The sequence below is a fragment of the Leucobacter weissii genome, from assembly GCF_017565745.1.
Taxonomy (GTDB): domain Bacteria; phylum Actinomycetota; class Actinomycetes; order Actinomycetales; family Microbacteriaceae; genus Leucobacter; species Leucobacter weissii.
In genome coordinates this window covers 93,116-109,171 of sequence record NZ_JAGDYM010000001.1, presented here as the reverse complement: position 1 = coordinate 109,171, position 16,056 = coordinate 93,116, and the positions used below count along the sequence as shown (strand labels likewise).

The 16,056-nt window shown below is 72.9% G+C and carries 18 protein-coding genes; 3 read left to right on the top strand and 15 right to left on the bottom strand.

Going from position 1 to position 16,056, the window contains the following annotated elements; translation table 11 throughout:
* Window positions 1-4: 4 nt before the first annotated feature.
* From pcaC to J4H92_RS00445, 6 genes are all read right to left on the bottom strand, one after another.
* Window positions 5-433, bottom strand: a complete 429-nt coding sequence (gene pcaC / locus J4H92_RS00470) for a 4-carboxymuconolactone decarboxylase (protein ID WP_208095059.1) — start codon at window positions 431-433, stop codon at window positions 5-7.
* Window positions 430-1,224 carry an alpha/beta fold hydrolase gene (locus J4H92_RS00465; protein ID WP_208095058.1) on the bottom strand — a complete coding sequence of 265 codons (795 nt, stop codon included), beginning with the start codon at window positions 1,222-1,224 and terminating at the stop codon, window positions 430-432. Before J4H92_RS00465 ends, pcaC begins: the two co-directional genes overlap by 4 nt.
* The gene (locus J4H92_RS00460; protein WP_243751828.1) at window positions 1,221-2,705 is read right to left on the bottom strand and encodes a lyase family protein; all 1,485 of its coding nucleotides are present in this window, start codon (window positions 2,703-2,705) and stop codon (window positions 1,221-1,223) included. Before J4H92_RS00460 ends, J4H92_RS00465 begins: the two co-directional genes overlap by 4 nt.
* Window positions 2,695-3,282, bottom strand: coding sequence for a protocatechuate 3,4-dioxygenase subunit alpha (gene pcaG / locus J4H92_RS00455; RefSeq protein WP_208095057.1), 588 nt, complete (start codon window positions 3,280-3,282; stop codon window positions 2,695-2,697). The genes J4H92_RS00460 and pcaG overlap by 11 nt, the downstream gene beginning before the upstream one ends.
* A complete protein-coding gene (pcaH, locus tag J4H92_RS00450) occupies window positions 3,282-4,193 on the bottom strand; it encodes a protocatechuate 3,4-dioxygenase subunit beta (protein ID WP_208095056.1) in 912 nt (303 codons plus the stop codon). Before pcaH ends, pcaG begins: the two co-directional genes overlap by 1 nt.
* A gap of 196 nt (window positions 4,194-4,389) precedes the next feature.
* Complete coding sequence (locus J4H92_RS00445) at window positions 4,390-5,163, bottom strand: IclR family transcriptional regulator (protein WP_208095055.1); 774 nt, start codon at window positions 5,161-5,163, stop codon at window positions 4,390-4,392.
* A 146-nt stretch (window positions 5,164-5,309) separates the two neighbouring features.
* Between J4H92_RS00445 and J4H92_RS00440 the strand changes: the two genes are divergently transcribed.
* Both J4H92_RS00440 and J4H92_RS00435 read left to right on the top strand, forming a co-directional pair.
* Window positions 5,310-6,065 carry an IclR family transcriptional regulator gene (locus J4H92_RS00440; RefSeq protein ID WP_208095054.1) on the top strand — a complete coding sequence of 252 codons (756 nt, stop codon included), beginning with the start codon at window positions 5,310-5,312 and terminating at the stop codon, window positions 6,063-6,065.
* 122 nt (window positions 6,066-6,187) lie between these two features.
* Window positions 6,188-7,432 (top strand): 4-hydroxybenzoate 3-monooxygenase, encoded by a 1,245-nt coding sequence (locus J4H92_RS00435; protein WP_208095053.1) that lies wholly within the window; start codon window positions 6,188-6,190, stop codon window positions 7,430-7,432.
* A 34-nt stretch (window positions 7,433-7,466) separates the two neighbouring features.
* Here the strand turns inward: J4H92_RS00435 and J4H92_RS00430 are convergent, their stop codons facing one another.
* Genes J4H92_RS00430 through J4H92_RS00420 form a run of 3 tightly spaced genes read right to left on the bottom strand, consistent with a single transcriptional unit; the run spans window position 7,467 to window position 9,965 of the window.
* Window positions 7,467-8,636, bottom strand: coding sequence for an acetyl-CoA C-acyltransferase (locus J4H92_RS00430; RefSeq protein WP_208095052.1), 1,170 nt, complete (start codon window positions 8,634-8,636; stop codon window positions 7,467-7,469).
* Window positions 8,636-9,295, bottom strand: coding sequence for a CoA transferase subunit B (locus tag J4H92_RS00425; protein WP_208095051.1), 660 nt, complete (start codon window positions 9,293-9,295; stop codon window positions 8,636-8,638). The genes J4H92_RS00430 and J4H92_RS00425 overlap by 1 nt, the downstream gene beginning before the upstream one ends.
* Entirely contained in the window at window positions 9,282-9,965 is a 684-nt protein-coding gene (locus J4H92_RS00420; protein ID WP_243751850.1) for a CoA transferase subunit A, read from the bottom strand. Before J4H92_RS00420 ends, J4H92_RS00425 begins: the two co-directional genes overlap by 14 nt.
* 159 nt (window positions 9,966-10,124) lie before the next feature.
* Between J4H92_RS00420 and J4H92_RS00415 the strand changes: the two genes are divergently transcribed.
* Entirely contained in the window at window positions 10,125-10,940 is an 816-nt protein-coding gene (locus J4H92_RS00415) for an IclR family transcriptional regulator (protein ID WP_208095049.1), read from the top strand.
* A gap of 23 nt (window positions 10,941-10,963) precedes the next feature.
* On the opposite strand, the gene J4H92_RS00410 is transcribed toward J4H92_RS00415, so the two are convergent.
* From J4H92_RS00410 to J4H92_RS00390, 6 genes are read right to left on the bottom strand one after another with little or no spacing between them, the layout of a single operon-like run.
* Window positions 10,964-11,911, bottom strand: coding sequence for an MBL fold metallo-hydrolase (locus J4H92_RS00410; protein WP_208095048.1), 948 nt, complete (start codon window positions 11,909-11,911; stop codon window positions 10,964-10,966).
* A gap of 19 nt (window positions 11,912-11,930) precedes the next feature.
* Entirely contained in the window at window positions 11,931-12,944 is a 1,014-nt protein-coding gene (dmpG, locus tag J4H92_RS00405; protein WP_208095047.1) for a 4-hydroxy-2-oxovalerate aldolase, read from the bottom strand.
* The gene (locus J4H92_RS15195; protein WP_341782944.1) at window positions 12,941-13,903 is read right to left on the bottom strand and encodes an acetaldehyde dehydrogenase (acetylating); all 963 of its coding nucleotides are present in this window, start codon (window positions 13,901-13,903) and stop codon (window positions 12,941-12,943) included. Before J4H92_RS15195 ends, dmpG begins: the two co-directional genes overlap by 4 nt.
* On the bottom strand, window positions 13,900-14,322 hold the full coding sequence (locus J4H92_RS15190; protein WP_243751827.1) for a hypothetical protein: 423 nt from the start codon (window positions 14,320-14,322) through the stop codon (window positions 13,900-13,902). Before J4H92_RS15190 ends, J4H92_RS15195 begins: the two co-directional genes overlap by 4 nt.
* The gene (locus J4H92_RS00395; protein WP_341782943.1) at window positions 14,319-15,170 is read right to left on the bottom strand and encodes an SDR family NAD(P)-dependent oxidoreductase; all 852 of its coding nucleotides are present in this window, start codon (window positions 15,168-15,170) and stop codon (window positions 14,319-14,321) included. Before J4H92_RS00395 ends, J4H92_RS15190 begins: the two co-directional genes overlap by 4 nt.
* The gene (locus J4H92_RS00390; protein WP_208095045.1) at window positions 15,167-16,054 is read right to left on the bottom strand and encodes an alpha/beta fold hydrolase; all 888 of its coding nucleotides are present in this window, start codon (window positions 16,052-16,054) and stop codon (window positions 15,167-15,169) included. Before J4H92_RS00390 ends, J4H92_RS00395 begins: the two co-directional genes overlap by 4 nt.
* Window positions 16,055-16,056: the final 2 nt, after the last annotated feature.

Here is a 16,056-nt window from a genome sequence, read left to right as displayed (position 1 = left end):
TCCGCTACAGCTCGCCGAGGCCCTCGAGCACCTCGCTCGCCAGCTTGAAGGCGACGTTGGCCGCGGGCACACCGCAGTAGAGGCCGGCCTGCAGGATGACCTCCTTGATCTCATCGACCGTGAGCCCGTTGCGTCGCGCTGCGGCCACGTGCATCGCGAACTCGTCGTGGTGGCCAAGTGCGATCATCGCGGTCAGCACGGCCACGGAGCGCTCGCGGCGGCCGAGCCCGGGACGCGACCAGATGTCGCCCCAGGCCGTGCGGGTGATGTAGTCCTGGAAGTCCGCGGTGAACTCGCTCGTGCTCGCGACCGCGCGCTCCACGTGCGCGTCGCTCAGCACCTCGCGGCGCACGACCATGCCGCGTTCGTGGCGCTCGGCATCGGTCTTCGGTGATCCGCTCCTCGCCGCGTCCGTACCCGGCTGGCCGCTCATCGCCCGATCCCCCCGAAGAACTCGAGCAGCACGTCGGCGGTGGCGCCCGGCCGCTCGGCCGGCGGCTGATGCGCGACGCCGTCGATGCGCGCCTTGCGGGCGAGCTCCGCTCCCCCGCTGTTCACACCGACGACGATCTCGTCCTGCTTCGCCTCCGGCGCCACGGTGTCGTGCTCGCCCCACGCGGCGAGCACCGGGATCCCGATCTCGGCGAGCCGCGAGCGCACATCGTACCCGCCGAGCGCCTCGGCGCAGCGGGCGTACCCCTCGGCACTCGTCTCCTGCAGCACGCGGAGGATCCTCCCGGTCAGCACCGGCTCGGCCGCGATCGAGTCGGGCGCGAACCAGACCTCGGCGGACTGCCGCACGAGGCTCGCCGTCGACTGGCTGCGCACGAGTTCGGCTCGCGCCTCCCAGTGCTCTCGGCCCCCCAGCTCGGCGCCCGAGGCGACGCTCGCCACCGCGGCGAACAGCTCGCCGTGGCGCAGGGCCAGCTCGAGGGCGAGCGCCCCGCCGATCGAGACGCCGGCGTAGAACGCGGGGCCGTCGGAGATGCTCCGGACGCCCTCGGCGACCGCGTCCGACAGCTCCTCCATGGAGAACGGCGCCGCAGGGACCGGGGCCGCACCGTGACCCGGCAGCGCGAGCAGCGAGACGCGGTACTCGCGCGCGAGGAGCGGCGCGGCGTTCTCCCAGATCAGCGGGCCCGTGCCGAGGGAGTGCCCGAGCACGAGCAGCGGACGGCGCGGAGGCCCCGAGGGCTCGGTGAGTGCGATGGCTGGTCTCGTCATTGCGTGTCCTCCGGGATCGGGCTTCTCGTCAGGTCGTCCACCAGTTCACCGGCGAGACCGGCGTAGTTCGCGGGATCCAGCAGCTCGTCGATCTCGGCGCGCCCGAATCCTGCCTCCGCGAGCCGCGGCTCGGCGTCGAGGAGCTCGCCGAGATCCCCGCCCGCGCCGGCCTCGGCGACGATCCGCCGCACTCGCTCCGCTCCGATCACCGGGCCGAGCACGAGCGCGAGGCGCTCGGCGACGATGAGCCCGCCGGTGAGCCCGAGGTTGCGCGCCACCGCACCGGTGTCGACGGTGAGCCCCGCGACCAGCCGCTCCGCGTTGCCCGCGGCGCCGAGCGCGAGGCGCAGCAGCTCGCGCAGCGTCGGCCATTCCGCGTGCCAGGCGCCGTCGGGGCGCTCGTCGACGGCGAGCGCCGCGGCCGTGTGCAGCGTCGCGCCGAGCTGCGGGGCGCGCAGGGCGGCGGAGCGGATCAGCACCGATCCCACCGGGTTGCGCTTCTGCGGCATCGCGGAGGATCCGCCCCCGGTCCCCTCGGCGAGCTCCCCGATCTCGGTGCGGCCGAGGGCGGCCACGTCCGCGGCGACGACCCCGAGCGCGTCGAGCACCTGCACGAGGGCGTCCCCCAGCTCGGTGACCGGCCAGCGCACCGTGTGCCAGGGCGCGGCCGGCACGGCGAGGCCCAACTGCTCGGCGAAGGCGGCGGGCAGCTCGGCGGCGGCCCGCGATCCCCCGATCTGCACGAAGGAGGCGAGGGTGCCGCCGGCGCCGCCGAGCTGCGCCGGCAACTCCCACAGCGAGTCGTCCAGGCGGGCGGCCGCCCGCTCCAGTCCCCGCGCCCAGTTGGCGGCGCGCAGGCCGACCGTGGTCGGCACGGCGTGCTGGGTCAGGGTGCGCGCGGCGGCGACCCGGTCGCGGTGGGCGGCCGCGAAGCGGAGGAGCGCTTCGTCGGTCTTGACCAGGCTCCCGAGCACCGACAGTCCCGACCGGCGCGCCGTCAGCATCAGCGCGGAGTCCAGGATGTCCTGGCTGGTGGCTCCGCGGTGCAGCCAGGGCCGGGCGTGCTCGGGCACGCGGGCCCGCAGCATCCCGACCAGCGGGATCACCGGGTTGCCGCCCGCGGCCGAAGCCGCGGCCAGGCGGCGCGCGTCGGCGGCGCCGAGCACGTCCGATGCGGCGGGGTCGTCGTCCTGCCAGCCGAGGGCCTCCGAGATCGCATCCGCCGCCTCCCGGGGCGCCACGCCCACCTCGGCCCAGGCGCGGGCCAGGGCCACCTCAGCGGCGACCAGGGCGCGCAGGAATCCGGCGTCGCCCAGGTCGCTCGTCTCCGGATCCGAGGCCCCGTCGAAACCCACCGTGACCGGGGACAGCAATCCGATGTCGAACCCGGCGACGTCGAACCCGCCGGCATCGTCGCTCGGCGCCCCCGAGGGCGATGCGCCGGGCAGGGCCGCGGCGGCGGGCGGCGGATCAATAGGCAAGGAACACGGTCTCCTTCCCGCCCTGCAGGTGGAAGTCGTGGGTCAGATACCCCTCGGGCGTGCGCTTGGCAATGAGCGTAGCGCGCTCCTCCGGCGAGAGCGACGAGAGCAGCGGGTCGGCCGCCAGCTTCTCCTCGGGCTCCGGGAGGTAGATCCGGGTGTGCAGCTTGTTCGGGAGGCCCCGCGCGAAGACGACGGCCACGAAGAACGGCGCCTCCCCGTTCACGGCGCCGGGATCGCGGGTCCAGAACTCGTAGTGGCCCTCGTCGGTCGTGAAGGCCCGCCCGAAGCCGGTGAAGCTGTGGTCGTCGCGCCAGCGGGCGCCCCGCGCCCTCGGGATGCCGCCGTCGCTGTCGGCCTGCCAGACCTCGACCATCGCATCGGGGATCGGCTCGCCGGCCCCGTCGTACACGCCTCCGCCGAGGACGATCGCGCCCGGCGAGTGCGGGAACACGATCTCGTGCTTCCTGTCGTAGTCGGTGCCGAAGGCGAAGAAGGGGCCGACGGTCTGCCCGGGGGTGGGCTCGTGCGTCTTGGGCGGGACGCCGTCGGGGCCGAGATCCTGGACGCGCTTCATCAGTGCTCCTCCTCGTCGAACCAGCTCGCGTTCTCGAACCAGGTGGCGTCGGGGCCGTCGACGACGATGTCGAAGCGGTAGCCCATCGAGAACTCGGGCACGGTCTGGTCGTGATCGTAGACGCCCACCAGCCGGTCGCGGTCCCGCTGGTCGCGGATGGTGTTGTAGATCGGATCGAGCGGGAAGAGCGGGTCGCCGGGGAAGTACATCTGCGTGACGATCCGCTGCGTGAAGGAGCGCCCGAAGACGGAGAAGTGGATGTGGGCGGGCCGCCACGCGTTGACGTGGTTCTTCCAGGGGTAGGGGCCGGGCTTGATCGTGGTGAACGTGTACTCGCCGTTCGCGTTCGTGATCGTGCGGCCGGCGCCGAAGAAGTTGGGGTCGATCGGGGCGGGGTGCTGATCCCGTTTGTGGATGTAGCGGCCGCCGGCGTTGGCCTGCCAGATCTCGACGAGCTGGTTCGCCAGTGGGCGCCCCCAGGAGTCGAGCAGTCGCCCCGTCACGGTGATGCGCTCGCCCTGCGGTTCGCCGGGCCCCGGGTTCAGCGTCAGGTCGGACTCGATGGCTTTCACGTCTCGCTGCCCGAAGGCCGGCGACCACAGCTCGATGGTCTCGGGATCGGTGTGCTTGGGATCCTTGGTCGGCGAGCGCAGGACGCTGGAGCGGTAGGGCGGGAAGTTCAGGATCGTCTGAGGGAATCTCTCGCCGGCCGCTTCGCGCCGGTCGTACTCGGCGTGCAGCTCAGCGGTCTCGGCGTCGATCTGCGCCTGCGAGGCCTGGTCGGGCGCGGCGAGCAGCGACTCGGGCGCTGCCGCGGTCTTCTCCTCCGCCGGCTGCTGGTCGTCCGCGCGCGGCGCGGCGGGCTTGGGTCCGGAGTCTCTCGCGCCGGCGTCTCTCACGTCGATGGCCATGGTGCTCTCCTTCGAGATCGGGGCTGCCTCCCAGGGTGGCAGCGGATCGGCCTGGGGGCAGATCCGACTCTCACTCAGTGGGATCGCCGCCGAGGAGGATGCGCTGCCGACGGAAGCCTGCACCGACGCCGCCCTCCACCGGCCGAGCGTGCGCTCGGAGCCGGGGCCTTCGGAGGCGCCGCGCCCCAGGCCTCGCCTAGGCCTGCCGGATGGCCGCGTGGATCTCGCGCGCCGACTGGACGACGAGGGCGCTGAGACGCCGCTCGTCGGCGCGGTTCAGATGCACCACGAGGCCGATCGCCGCGGGAGGCAGCCCGTCGACCTGGGGCAGCGCCACGGCGACGGAGACGTTCCCGAGCGTCATCTCCTCCCGCGTGCTCGCGTAGCCGCGTGCTCGCGTCCGCTCGAGTTCCGCCCGCAGCTCCGCTTCGCCCGTGATCGTGTGCGCGGTCTCCCGCTCCCGCGGCACCCTCAGATACCGCTCGAGCCAGATCTCGTCGCGCGTGGCGAGCAGCGCCCGCCCCACCCCGGTGGCGTGGAGCGGGCCGCGCCCCCCGGCTCGGCTGATGGTGGGGATCGACAGGCGGCCCGTGATCCTTCCGACGTAGAGCACCGTGGCCCGCTCCGGCTCGGCTCCGTCGAGCACCGCGAGATGCACGTTCTCACCGGTGGCCTCGTAGAGGCGCACCAGATGGGGGATCGCGCGCTCGCGCAGGCGCAGCGACATCGGGGAGAGCTCGCCCAGCTCCCAGAGACGCGGCCCCACCGCGTAGCGATGATCCGGAACCCTGACCATGAGCCCGTGCCGGAGCAGCGCACCGATCAGTCGGTGCATCGTCGAGGCGGGGAGGCCGGTGCGCTCGGAGAGCTCCGCAGCGGTCAGGGCGGGCTCGTCCTCGGTGAAGCAGCCGAGAACGCCCAGGGCCCGGTCGAGGATCCCCTGGGGACTCGACCCATCGGCACTCCCCATCTCGCCTCCTCGCTCATCCGCTCCACCGAGCGTACCCGCTCTCCCTCTGCCGCACGGGGTCGCGGAGACGGGCCGGGGCGGGGTTCGAGCCCCCGTTCGCGATCCGTCGCGTCTCCGCGCGAGGGTGATCGTGGCATGCTGGGGGCATGGCGAACTCCGCGAGCGGCGAGGGCGTGGCCGAGCGCATCGTGCGGGTGCTCGAGACCTTCGGGGTCGACCGCACGGTGCAGACCGCGAGCGAGATCGGCCGCCGGGCCGGGCTGCCGAGCTCGACCGCGCACCGGCTCGTCGACGAACTCGTGCGCGCCGGGATCCTCGAGCGGGATGACGAGCGCCGCTTGCGCCTCGGCCTGCGCCTCTGGGAGCTGGCGCAGCGCGGCTCGACGGCGCTGCGACTGCGCCAGGCGGCGCTGCCGCACATGGAGCGCGTGCAGGCGGAGCTCCGGGAGCACACCCAGCTCGCGGTGCTCGAGCGCGAGGAGGCGCTGTTCCTCGAGCGGCTCTCGCATCCCGAGGCGGTGTCGAACATCACCCGGGTGGCCGGACGTCTGCCCCTGCACGCCTCCTCGTCCGGGCTGGTGCTGCTCGCGCACGCCGATCCGGCGCTGCGCGAGCGCGTGCTCGGCTCGCCGCTGCGCGCCGTCGGCCCCGGCACGGTCACCGACGCCCGGGCCCTGCGCCGCCTGCTCGGCGAGATCCGGCGCACCGGGTTCGCCGCCGCCCCGGGTTCGATCGAGGCGGTGTCCACGGGCGTCGCCGTGCCGCTCCGGGATCGCGGCTCGGTGATCGCCGCCCTGTCGGCGGTGCTGCCGCGGGACGCCCCGATCGCGCCCGCGCTGCGGGCGCTGCGCGAGGCGGCGGCGGGGATCGAGGCGGGGCTGCGCGCCGCCCGCGAAGATTGATTCCCGTTCAACGGGAATTGGCGCGCACTGCGCACGGAGGCCCCGCACACTGGTGGGAACGCGACGGAGCCGCACCGCCCGGAGGACGGGACGGAGCGCACGAACCGGCGAAGGAGCCCCTCATGACCATCGAGCAGACCCGCGTCGCCATCGTCGGCGCCGGCCCCGCCGGCCTCGTCCTCTCCCACCTGCTCGAACAGGCCGGGATCGAGAGCATCGTGCTCGACCGGCGCAGCCGCGAGGAGATCGAGGGCACGATCCGCGCGGGCATCCTCGAGCAGGGCGCTGTGGACCTGCTCGCGACGATCGGCGACACCAGCCGGGTGCACACGTCGGGAGACCGGCACGACGGCATCGAACTGCACTTCGGCGCCGCGGACGAGGCGTTCGAGCGGCATCGCATCGACTTTCCCGCGCTCACCGGGCGCAGTGTCTGGCTCTATCCGCAGCACGAGGCGCTGATCGACCTGATCGCGGCGCGGCTCGCGGCGGGGCAGGATCTCCGCTTCGGCACGACGGTCGAGCGGGTCTGGGGCGTCGACTCGGATCGCCCGCGCATCGCGGGCACCACCGCGGAGGGCGCGCCCTTCGAGATCGAGGCCGAGTTCGTGGTCGGCGCGGACGGGTCGCGCAGCGCCATCCGTCCGGCGGTCACCGGGGGCTCGCACGCGGGCGGCTACTTCCGCGAGTACCCCTTCGCCTGGTTCGGGATCCTCTGCGAGGCCCCGCGGAGCTCGGCCGAGCTCATCTACAGCAACTCCCCCGACGGCTTCGCGCTGATCAGCCAGCGCAGCGAGACCGTGCAGCGGATGTACTTCCAGTGCGACCCCGAGGCCGATCCGGAGGCCCTGAGCGAGGCCGAGATCTGGGACACGCTGCAGGCCCGCACCCCCGGCACCGAGCTGCGCGAGGGGCGGATCTTCCAGCGCGACGTGCTGCGCTTCCGCAGCTTCGTGTCGCACGAGCTGCGCCGCGGCCGCGCGGCGCTGGTGGGAGACGCGGCGCACACCGTGCCGCCCACCGGCGCGAAGGGCATGAACCTCGCGATCGGCGACGTGCTCCTGCTCGGCGTGGCTCTGAAGGAGTTGCTGCTGCACGGGAGCGAGCGCGGGCTCGATGCCTATCCCGAGGCCGCCTCGCAGCGGATCTGGAAGGCGCAGCACTTCTCGTGGTGGATGACCAGCATGCTGCACCTCGCCCCCGGCACGAGCGACTTCGACCGCCTCCGCCAGCTCGGGGAGCTCCGCACCGTGGTCGAGAGCGAGGCCGGGCGGACCTATCTCGCCGAGGCGTACACCGGCTGGCCGTACCGGACCACCCTCTCGGACGTGTCTCGCAACGACGAAGATTCACGAGACATGTCCTAGGCGCCCTCCGGCCCCCGCGCCTCGCGGCGGCGGACTACAGCGCCCGCAGCACCACCGCGCTGCCCTGCCCGCCTCCGCCGCAGATGCCCACGGCGCCGAGCGCGCCCGAGCCGGCCGCCGCGAGCCGCCTGGCGAGCGTCCCGACGATGCGCGCGCCCGAGGCGCCGATCGGGTGGCCGAGCGCGATCGCACCGCCGTGGGCGTTCACGATGCCGGGATCGAGGCCGAGTTCGCGGGTCGACTGCACGCCCACGGCGGCGAAGGCCTCGTTGATCTCCGCAGCCGCGAGCTCACCGGCTGCGGCGCCGGCCTTCGCAAGCGCCGCCGAGATGGCGCGCGCCGGCTGGGAGTGGAGCTGCGCGTCGGGGCCCGCCACGAAGGCGGTCGCCTCGATCCGGGCGAGGGGGGTCAGGCCGAGGCGCTCCGCCGCGGCCTCGCTCACGATCACCAGCGCCGCCGCGCCGTCGGTGATCTGCGAGGCGTTGCCCGCGGTGATGGTGCCCTCCCTCGCGAAGGCGGGGCGCAGACCGCCCAGGGTCTCCGCCGTGGTCTCGGGGCGGATCCCGTCGTCCGCCGAGACGACGGCGTCGCCGCGGCGGGAGGTCACGGTGAAGGGCTCGATCTCGCCCGCGAGGAACTCCGCCGCGGCCGCCGCGCGGCGGTGCGAGTCTGCGGCGAACGCATCCTGCTCCTCGCGGGTCAGCGCCAGCGGCGCGTTCCCCTGCTCGGTGAGCGCGCCCATCGCGACCTGGTCGAAGGCGTCCGTGAGCCCGTCGTGGTCCGCCGTGTCGATCAGCTGCGCCGTGCCGTACTTGTGCCCGGCGCGGAGGGGGATCACATGCGGCGCGAGCGACATCGACTCCTGCCCGACCGCCAGGACCACCTCGGCCTCCCCCGAGGCGATCAGCCGGGCCGCCTGCGACACGGCCTCGGTGCCCGAGAGGCAGACGGCGTTGAGCGTGATCGCGGGCACGTTCATCGAGACGCCCGCCGCCACCGCCGTCTGGCGGGCGGGGTTCTGGCCGGCGCCGGCCTGGAGCACCTGACCGGCGACGACCGCCTGGACCGCCTCGGCCGGCACACCGGCCCGTGCGAGCGCCGCCCGCGCGGCGTGCGCGCCGAGCGCGGTCGCCGGCTGCGCGGCGAGCTGCCCGGTGAAGCGGGTGAACGGGGTGCGGGCGTATCCCGCGATCAGTGCGGCCATCAGTCGGTCTCCTCTGCAGCGTCACGTGGAATGTCGACGGTGAATGCGGCGCCGGTCAGCGCGCGGATCTCCTCTATGCTCTCACCCGGGGCGACGCGGCGCAGCACCAGGCCGTGCCCGGTCACGTCGAATACGGCGCGGTCGGTGACGATGCGGTCGACCACGCCGGCGCCCGTGAGCGGCAACGAGCACGTCTCCACGATCTTCGGGCTGCCGTCCTTGGCCACGTGGTCGGTGAGCACGATCACCCGGGGCGTGCCCGCCACCAGATCCATCGCGCCGCCCATGCCCTTCACCAGCTTGCCGGGGATCGTCCAGTTGGCGAGGTCGCCGTTGCCGGCCACCTCCATCGCACCCAGGATCGCCGTCTGCACGTGCCCGCCTCGGATCATGCCGAACGAGGTGGCCGAGTCGAAGATCGAGGCGCCCGGCAGCAGGGTGACGGTCTGCTTGCCCGCGTTGATGAGATCGGCGTCCTCCTCGCCCTCGTAGGGGAACGGTCCCATGCCCAGGATCCCGTTCTCGCTCTGCAGCTTCACGGTCACCCCGTCGGGCAGCTGGTTCGCCACGAGGGTGGGGATCCCGATCCCGAGATTCACGTACTGGCCGTCCTCGAGCTCGGCCGCGGCGATCGCCGCCATCTCGTCACGCGTCCACATGGTTCGGCCCCCTGCTCCCGCTCTCCGCGCTCGGCTTCGATCGCACGGTGATTTGCTCGATGTCCTTCGCCGGATCCTCGACGCGCACGATGCGCTGCACGAAGACGCCGGGCGTGTCGATCCGCTCGGGATCGAGGTACTCGTCGCTCAGCTCCTCGACCTCGGCGACCGTGATCCTGCCCGACATGGCGGCGAGCGGATTGAAGTTGCGCGCCGTCAGCCGATAGCGCAGATTGCCCTCGCGGTCGCCGACGCGGGCGCGGACCAGCGCGAGATCGGCGACGATCCCGCGCTCCAGGATCGCGCGGCGCCCGTCGAACTCGGCCTCGGGCTTGCCCTCCGCGACCGGGGTCCCCACACCGGTCGGCGTGTAGAAGGCCGGGATGCCGGCGCCACCGGCCCGCAGCCGCTCGGCCAGCGTGCCCTGCGGCACGAACTCCACGTCGAGCACGCCGCTCAGGTACTGCTCGGCGAACAGCCGGTTCTCGCCCACATAGGACGCGAGCACCTTGCGCACCTGCCGGTTCTCGAGCAGGAGGCCGAGTCCTTTGCCGTCGACGCCCATGTTGTTCGAGACGATGGTGAGGTCCTTCGCCCCGGTGTCGCGCAGCGCGCGGATCAGATTGCGCGGGATGCCGCTCAGCCCGAAGCCGCCGACGGCGACGGTCATGCCGTCCCGGACGATGTCCTCGAGCGCCGCTCCGGCGCCGTCTCTCAGCTTGGATGCCACCTTGCCTCCGTTCATGATGCGGTCGCCGGGCTCGGCGGTGCCACGAGGCTACAAGGCTTGTGCCCCGCCTTCAAGATCGCGCGGGGAAACGGTCGCATCATGATCGGACCTTCTGCTAGTGTCCACCATGTGAACATCTTGAGCGATGCGGAGCCGCACCCCGGCGCCCAGGTGGTGGCGCGGATCGCCGCACTGCTGCGCGCGCTGAGCACCACCATGCCGGAGGGCGCGGGGACCACGGAGCTGGCCCGCGCAGCGGAGCTCTCCCGCCCCACGGCGCATCGCCTGCTCAGCTCTCTGGCCGCGCAGGGATTCGTCGACCGCGATCAGCGCTCCGGCCGCTGGCTGCTCGGGCCCGAGCTCTACCTGATCGGCTCCGTGGCGGCCGAGCGCTACGACATCACCGGCCTCGCCCAGGAGCACGTGATGGCGCTGGCCGAGGCCACCGGAGAGAGCGCCTTCCTGTCGGCGCGACGCGGGGGCGAGACCATCTGCCTGCTGCGGCACGACGGCAGCTTCCCCATCCGCTCCTTCGTGCTCTACGAGGGCAAGCGCTTCCCGCTCGGCGTGGCCTCGGCGGGGATCGCGATCCTCGCGTTCCTGCCCGACGACGCGATCGAGCGCATCCTCGCGCAGGCGGCCCTGGAAGAGGTGCACGGCGCCGCGCACTCGGCAGCGGCGCTGCGGGCGCGGATCGCGGAGACCCGCCGCCTGGGCTACGCGGTGAACCCGGGGCTCGTGGTCGAGGGGAGCTGGGGCATGGGGGCGGCCGTCTTCGACGCGTCGGGGCAGCCGGCGTGGGCGCTGAGCCTCACGGGAATCGAGAGCCGCTTCTCGGCGGACCGTCGGCCCGAGCTCGGCCGCCTGCTCCTCGATCACGCGCACCGGCTCACCCGGCGCCTCGCCGCGCGCTGACCGCATCCTCATGCGCTGGGGGATCACCGGCCGCGAACGGGACGCTCTTCGGCGAGTGGGACCGTGCTCGGCGTCGCGCGCCGGTCGCACTCGCCGATCGGCGTCCCGCTCGGCGAAGGATCCTCTCCGTCGCGGCGGGAGCGGCGGCCGAGCGGCGGGGCCCCGTCCGCGATCGAGCGGGCGAGATGCGCGAGTTCGTGACGCACCATCCAGGCGGCGGGCGCCCAGACCTCCGGGCGGTCGGGGTGGCGCTGCCGGGCGATCTCCTCGGCGTCGGGCGAGCCCCCCGCCTCCAGGCGAGCCGCCAGTTCGCTCAGACGCGCTCGGCGGTGCTCCAGTGCGCCCCGCGCATGCTCGGCCACATCCATGATCTCCGGGCCGTGCCCGGGCAGGCCCCGCACGCCTATGCGGCCGGCGAGGCGTTCGAGCGAATCGAGGTACTGCGTCAGCGAACCGTCGATCCGCGAGATGCTGCTCGCGGATCGACCGCCCAGCAGCGTGTCCCCCGTGAAGAGCAGCGGCCCGCCCGGAGCGTTCTCGTAGAGGAAGCAGGCCGAGTCCTCGGTGTGCCCCGGCGTGAGCAGGACGCGCAGGCGGGCGCCGCCGATCACGAGCACCTCGTCGTCGCGCAGCGGGCCGGCACCGTCGCGCAGCGGGCCGGCACCGTCGCGCAGCGGATCAGCACCGTCGCGCAGCGGATTCCGGGCGAACTGCGGCGAGACGGCGTGCACGGGGGCGTCCGCGGCCAGCACCTCGAGCGCCTCGCTGTGGTCGGCGTGCCGGTGGGTGAGGAGCACCGCGGCGACCGGGCCGCGGCGCTCCAGGGCGGCGACATGGACCGGATCCGCGGGACCGGGATCGATGACGACCGCGCCGCCGGGAGCGGGCAGCACCCAGGTGTTGGTCCCCTCCAGGGTCATGACCCCGGGGTTGGGCGCGCGGACGAGAACCGGCTCGGGCCCGCTCAGCACGGCGCGGTTCCGCCGCGGCTCATACTCGCGCGTCGGCCAGATCGAGCGCGATGTCGATGATCATGTCCTCCTGTCCGCCGATCAGGCGCCGGCGCCCGACCTCGACCAGGATGTCGCGCGCGTCAAGCCCGTAGGTCTCCGCCGCGCGCTCGGCGTGCCGCAGGAAACTGGAGTAGGCCCCCGCGAAACCGACCGAGAGCGTCTCTCGATCCACCTGCACGGGGCGGTCGTGCAGCGGTCGCACGAGATCGTCGGCGGCGTCCTGCAGCGCGAACAGGTCGGCTCGCACGTCCCAGCCCTGCAACTGCGCCACCGCCACGAACGGCTCGATCGGGGTGTTGCCGGCGCCCGCGCCGTGCCCCGCGAGCGAGGCGTCGACGCGGTACGCCCCCTCCTCGACCGCGACGATCGAGTTCGCCACCGCGAGGGAGAGGTTCTGGTGCGCGTGGATGCCGATCTCGGTGCCCTCGTCGAGCACGTCGCGGTAGGCGCGGATGCGCTCGCGCACGCCGTCCATGGTGAGGCGCCCGGCGGAATCGGTCACGTAGACGCAGTGGGCGCCGTACGACTCCATGAGCTTCGCCTGCTGCGCGAGCGAGGCGGGATCGTTCAGATGCGCCATCATCAGGAAGCCGGAGACGTCCATGCCGAGTTCGCGGGCGGCGGCGATCTGCTGCGCCGACACGTCGCCCTCGGTGCTGTGCGTGGCGATCCGCACCGAGCGCACGCCGAGCTCGTAGGCCCGCTTCAGCTCTTCGATGGTGCCGATCCCGGGCAGCAGCAGCGTGGTGAGCCGCGCGCGCTGCACCACCGACGCCGCGGCCTCGATCCACTCCCAGTCCGTGTGGGAGCCGGGGCCGTAGGTGAGCGACGATCCCGCGAGGCCGTCGCCGTGGGTCACCTCGATCGCATCCACGCCGGCCTCGTCGAGAGCGCGCGCGATCTCGGCGACCTTCGCGGGTTCGATGCGGTGGCGGATGGCGTGCATCCCGTCGCGCAGGGTGACGTCCTGCAGGAAGACCCGGTGCGTCATGCGTGGACCTCTTTCCTCTCTCGCGCGCTCAGCACGAGGCGCTCGGCCGCGCGCAGGGCGGCGCTGGTCATGATGTCGAGATTGCCGGCGTAGCTCGGCAGGTACATGGCGGCGCCCTCGACCTCGAGGAACACGGTGACGTGGGTGTAGCCCTCGCCCTGCCGGCGGTCGGCGGGCACCAGGCCGTCGAACTCGGCGTCCACGTCGCGGAACTGCACCTGCTGCTTGAGCCGGTACCCGGGCACGTAGCGCTGCACCTCGGCGATCCGGGCCTCCACGGCCGCGACGATCGCGGCCCGGGCGTCGTCGTCCTGCCGGGAGACGAGCACCTGCACCGTGTCGCGCATGATCATCGGCGGATCGGCGGGGTTCAGGATGATGATGGCCTTGCCGCGGGCGGCGCCGCCGACCTGTTCGAGCCCGGCGGCGGTGGTCTCGGTGAACTCGTCGATGTTGGCTCGGGTGCCCGGGCCGGCCGACTTCGAGGAGATCGAGGCCACGATCTCCGCGTAGTGCACCGGGGTGACGGCGCCGATCGCGGCCACGATGGGAATCGTCGCCTGCCCGCCGCAGGTGACCATGTTGATGTTGTCGGCGTCGAGGTGCTCCCCGAGGTTCACCGCCGGCACCACGTAGGGTCCGATGGCGGCGGGGGTGAGGTCGACCAGCTGCTTGCCGTGGGGCGCGAGCTTCGCCGCGTTGTGCCGGTGGGCGCCCGCGCTCGTCGCGTCGAACACCACCCCGATCTCGTCGAACTGCGGGCTCGCGATGAGGCCGTCCACTCCCTCGTGGGTCGTCTCGAACCCGAGTCGACCGGCGCGGGCGAGGCCGTCCGAGGCCGGGTCGATGCCGACCATCACGCCCATCTCGAGCACCTCCGAGAGCCGATGCACCTTGAACATCAGATCCGAGCCGATGTTCCCGGAGCCGATGATGGCTACCTTGGTCTTCTTCGTCACGCTTGCTCCTTCAGGGGGATGTCTTCGAGGATGGCGGGCTGGTCGAGCACCCACTGCGGTTCGGTCACCAGCAGCGAGACGCCGCCCTCCTGGGTCTCGACGTCGATGACGTAGCGGTAGCCCGCCTCCTCCGCCCAGCCGATGGCTTCGAGGTCGAGCTCGGGCACCGGCAGCACGACCCTGCGGCACCGCGGGTCGGATCGCAGCAGGGCCGCCGTGTAGTCGGCGACCGCCGCGGGCTCGGGCCGGCCGATGTAGCCGAGCTCGATATCGTGCGTGCCCGAGGGGTAGGCGTCGCGCAGGTCTCCCGCGCGAGCGCGCCGGTGCCCGACCGACGCTCGCGCGCCGCCGATGCCCGGGAGCTCCTCGATGCCGACGAAACCGGCGGTGAGCCCGTCGGAATGCGTTCGCGTGCTCATAGATCGTCACCTCCTGCTGCCGTGGCGAAACCGCGCACGCCGATGCCCCCATCGGCGTTCACGATCGCACCGGTAATCACCCCGGCGTTGCTACGCGAGGCGAGAAGCACATAGGGGCCGGTCGAGTCGGCCGGATCGACGCTGGCGTCGTGCAGCGGAAGCCACATGTTGGTCCGGGCGTCGTCGCCGCGGGCCTCCCGCTTCCGGAAGCCCGCCTCGATCGAGCGCTCCTGCATGCCAGCCGATGACGGGCCGCGGAGGTCGGTGCGCAGGCCGCCGATGGCGACGCCGTTCACGCGCACCTTGGGCGCGAGCTCGTACGCCAGCTGGGTCACGAGTCCGCGCGCGGCGTGCTTCGCGGCGGTGTAGACGGGCCCGCCGCCCGCCGGGTAGAACGCGGCGTTCGAGAGCGTCATCACGATGCTGCCGCGGGTCTTCACGAGTTCCGGCCAGGCCGCCGAGCAGGCGAGCAGATAGCCCTTCACGTTGATGTCGAAGAGCTCGTCGTAGATGCCAGCGATCTCCTCGGGCGTGGTCTTCGTCAGCGAGCGGTTGAAATCCCAGATCCCCGCGTTCGGCACGAGGACGTCGAGCCGGCCGAAACGCCGCACGGTCTCCGACACCGCCCGCCGCATGTCGTCGGCGGAGCGCACGTCGCCCGCGATGGGCAGGATCCGGTCGGCGCGGTCGCCCGCGGCCTCGACGGTGCGCTGCAACCGGTCGAGCGTCCGCCCGACCACGGCCACCCCGGCGGCTCCCTCCTCGAGGAAGCGCAGGGCGACCGCCTGGCCGATCCCGGACCCTCCCCCCGTGATCAGCGCGACGTCGCCCTCGAGCCAGCCGCTCACGAGCCGGCGCCCCCGCCGCTCGCGCCGGTGCCGGGGAGGTCGCCGAGGAAGTCGCCCACGAGCCGCTCGAAGTCCGCCTTGCGCTCCACCTGCACCCAGTGGCCGCAGCCGCCGAACACGTGCAGCTGCACGCGGCGGATGTGCTTCAGCATCAGCGCCGAGCCGTCGAGCGTGATGGTGCGATCGTCGCGCCCCCACAGCAGCAGCGTGTCGGCGGTGATCCTGCCGAGATCCTTCCACAGCGGATCCATGCCCCCGCGCTTCGCGAAGGCCGTGTTGTAGCGGTGGTAGAACTCGATGTGTCCGGGATCGAGCGAGCCCTCGTAGCGCGCCTGCACCTCCTCGTCGGAGAACTGCCGCGGATCGGCCACCATCACCCGGATGAAGTTCTTCATCTTCTTCACGGTGGGGCCCTCGCCGTTGTAGTAGCGGAACATCTCCTTCTGCCCCTCGGTGGGCAGCGGCGTGGAGACCGGCAGCCAGCCGCCCCCGGGCGCCATGAGCACCAGCTTGGTCACGCGCTCGGGCTGCGCGATGGCGAGCCCGAGCGCCGCGGCGCCCCCGAGGGAGTTGCCGAGCAGGGAGTACTCCCCCACGCCGAGCGCGTCGAGCGTCTGCGTGAGGGCGTCGACGGTGATCTCGGTGATCGAGCGCTCGTCGAGATCGGCCTCGGTGGGCCGGTAGCTGCCGCCGAAGCCGGGCTGATCCGGGAGGATGACCCGGAAGCCGGCGAAGGCGGGCAGGTTCGCGCGGTAGTTGGCGAGCGCGTTCGCCCCGGGGCCTCCGCCGTGGAGCAGGACGAGGGGCGGCCCGTCCCCCGTCTCGCTGACGTGGATCGGTCCGAGCGTGGTCTCGATGGTGCGGCTGGAGAGTGCGAGTGACATGG

Excerpts from the sequence above, each read along its gene's own strand:
- pcaC (WP_208095059.1), bottom strand. The coding sequence starts at position 433 with ATGAGCGGCCAGCCGGGTACGGACGCGGCGAGGAGCGGATCACCGAAG.
- J4H92_RS00465 (WP_208095058.1), bottom strand. The coding sequence starts at position 1,224 with ATGACGAGACCAGCCATCGCACTCACCGAGCCCTCGGGGCCTCCGCGC.
- pcaG (WP_208095057.1), bottom strand. The coding sequence starts at position 3,282 with ATGAAGCGCGTCCAGGATCTCGGCCCCGACGGCGTCCCGCCCAAGACG.
- pcaH (WP_208095056.1), bottom strand. The coding sequence starts at position 4,193 with ATGGCCATCGACGTGAGAGACGCCGGCGCGAGAGACTCCGGACCCAAG.
- J4H92_RS00445 (WP_208095055.1), bottom strand. The coding sequence starts at position 5,163 with ATGGGGAGTGCCGATGGGTCGAGTCCCCAGGGGATCCTCGACCGGGCC.
- J4H92_RS00440 (WP_208095054.1), top strand. The coding sequence starts at position 5,310 with ATGGCGAACTCCGCGAGCGGCGAGGGCGTGGCCGAGCGCATCGTGCGG.
- J4H92_RS00435 (WP_208095053.1), top strand. The coding sequence starts at position 6,188 with ATGACCATCGAGCAGACCCGCGTCGCCATCGTCGGCGCCGGCCCCGCC.
- J4H92_RS00430 (WP_208095052.1), bottom strand. The coding sequence starts at position 8,636 with ATGGCCGCACTGATCGCGGGATACGCCCGCACCCCGTTCACCCGCTTC.
- J4H92_RS00425 (WP_208095051.1), bottom strand. The coding sequence starts at position 9,295 with ATGTGGACGCGTGACGAGATGGCGGCGATCGCCGCGGCCGAGCTCGAG.
- J4H92_RS00420 (WP_243751850.1), bottom strand. The coding sequence starts at position 9,965 with ATGACCGTCGCCGTCGGCGGCTTCGGGCTGAGCGGCATCCCGCGCAAT.
- J4H92_RS00415 (WP_208095049.1), top strand. The coding sequence starts at position 10,125 with ATGATCGGACCTTCTGCTAGTGTCCACCATGTGAACATCTTGAGCGAT.
- dmpG (WP_208095047.1), bottom strand. The coding sequence starts at position 12,944 with ATGACGCACCGGGTCTTCCTGCAGGACGTCACCCTGCGCGACGGGATG.
- J4H92_RS15190 (WP_243751827.1), bottom strand. The coding sequence starts at position 14,322 with ATGAGCACGCGAACGCATTCCGACGGGCTCACCGCCGGTTTCGTCGGC.
- J4H92_RS00390 (WP_208095045.1), bottom strand. The coding sequence starts at position 16,054 with ATGTCACTCGCACTCTCCAGCCGCACCATCGAGACCACGCTCGGACCG.